Origin of the sequence: Streptococcus oralis (assembly GCF_001578945.1) — a bacterium.
Taxonomy (GTDB): Bacteria; Bacillota; Bacilli; order Lactobacillales; family Streptococcaceae; genus Streptococcus; species Streptococcus oralis_Q.
Genome location: NZ_KQ969551.1, coordinates 181,160 through 182,986, shown reverse-complemented (window position 1 = coordinate 182,986; position 1,827 = coordinate 181,160). Strand labels below are relative to the sequence as shown.

The 1,827-nt window shown below is 32.8% G+C and carries 1 protein-coding gene and 1 pseudogene; both read right to left on the bottom strand.

The window, feature by feature from the left end; genetic code table 11:
* Positions 1-664 (bottom strand): DMT family transporter (locus SORDD16_RS03575; protein ID WP_241733961.1); only part of this gene is annotated, 664 nt, incomplete at its 3' end.
* A gap of 411 nt (positions 665-1,075) precedes the next feature.
* A pseudogene (locus SORDD16_RS03570) lies at positions 1,076-1,827 on the bottom strand (hypothetical protein); the annotation flags it as partial.

Sequence of the window (1,827 nt, the reverse complement as noted above, 5' to 3'; positions counted from 1 at the left end):
AGGACACCTGTCCAAGTGGCGCAAAGTAAGCTAATATATTCCCCTCTAGATAGTGAGAAGTCAGACTCAGCGTATTAAAGGTGACGAAGCCAACAACTATCACAACAGCTGTCATATCCATAGCCCCATAGCGACCTCCTTTAGCCTTGCTGAGGATATTGTTTATCGCATTGGCGAGAACAGATCCCAACATCAAGAGAAAGCCCAAGCTAGCAGTTTCCGTGCTAAAGTTCGCTCCTTTACTAAGGAAGATGAAAACTACTCCTGCTACGGATAAAATTAAAAAGAACTTTTGCAACAAACTTGTCTTTTCCTTGAGAAAGACCGATGCCAAAAGGAGAGTAAAAATCGGGACAAGTGCCTGTAGAATTCCCGCTTCAGAAGACGATATATACTGTAAGGCAAAGGATTGGAAAATAAAAAAGAGAAGTGGATAGAAAAGACTCATAGGCAGAATAGAAAGAATAGCTTTTCTACTTAAACTCACATTGATAAGTTTTGTTTGATGAAGGATGACCAATACCAGAGTAGCGATTGTATAGCGATGTGCCAAGTTTGTGAGAGGACTAGCATAGCCCAAAGCAATCTTAGTAAATAAAAAAGAAAAACCAATGATGGCTGAAAAGGATAAGGCCGCTAAGTATGCTTTGGTTTTCTCGTTCATAGATTGTTACTCCCTTTAAAAATAGCTATTCTCAAGATGAATCAACTAAAATTTTTAAGACTATCTTTCCATCCTAACATAGTCAACTTCTAGATGCCAATTCTAGGATTGGTACTTTATGCCTCCTATCACTCTCTCAAGTCGACAAACTCTTTTTCCTTGTCTAAAAAGGACTCAGCAAGCCTGATCTGCTTTTCCCGTTCTTGTCTCACAAGTTCTAACTTGTCTACCTCTTGAAGATTTCTTACTTTGATAATATATATAATCTTCCGGTTTCATTGCTTTCTCTATACAAGATAGCGTAAGCTAGGAGAAATCTTTCATATCAGTGAAAAGAGATTATTCCTAGTTTTCTTGGAGGTTTTCCAAAAATCCTCCCAAATTTGACATATTTAGATAATTTTATCGAAACTACAATATAGTATCATTGATATCTTCTAATATCTTAAAACTTAATGAGATCGTTTTATCACCTATGTTACACTGTATATTTCTATATTTTATTCTTTGCGTAATCAATTCTCTTTTCTGATTTGATTGTAAAAGATTTAATAATTGTTCAACAGTTGCCTCACCAGAATATAATTGAGGAAATATATCTACAGAGTATATATTTTCTTTTTCCCTAACATGAATCTGAGGTGTTCTCCTATTCATAAAATTATAAAAATCAATCTCATCAATAATATATACTTCATCTTGTTTTGAATTATACTGACTAACATTGGAAACCAACATATTTATCACTCGTTTTATATCACTACTATATATCCCAAGTTTTTTTGCTATTATTTTTTTCTCATTGTCAGTAAAATATTTAGAATTTCTTTTAAATTTTTCTATGTAATTATTTAATTCAACTTGATTCTTGTAGAACTCAATGATATTAGTTGGCTGATTTTGTGTTTTAGCTTCTAGAATAACTAATGTCCCATCTTTAAAAAAAATTCCGTCAATTTCAAATGTCTCCCCATCAATACTCCGTTTTATTCCACCAGACTGTTTAGAAAATTGTTTTTTTGCTAAGCCGTTAATATGACGTTCAAAATTTCTTCCTTTCTGATTTATTCCAGTCTCTTTACTTTGTTGTTTTTTTGATATAACAGATAAAATTGTTCTTGAAAAATCTGTATATAAAACCAAACTAGATAGTAGAACATAAA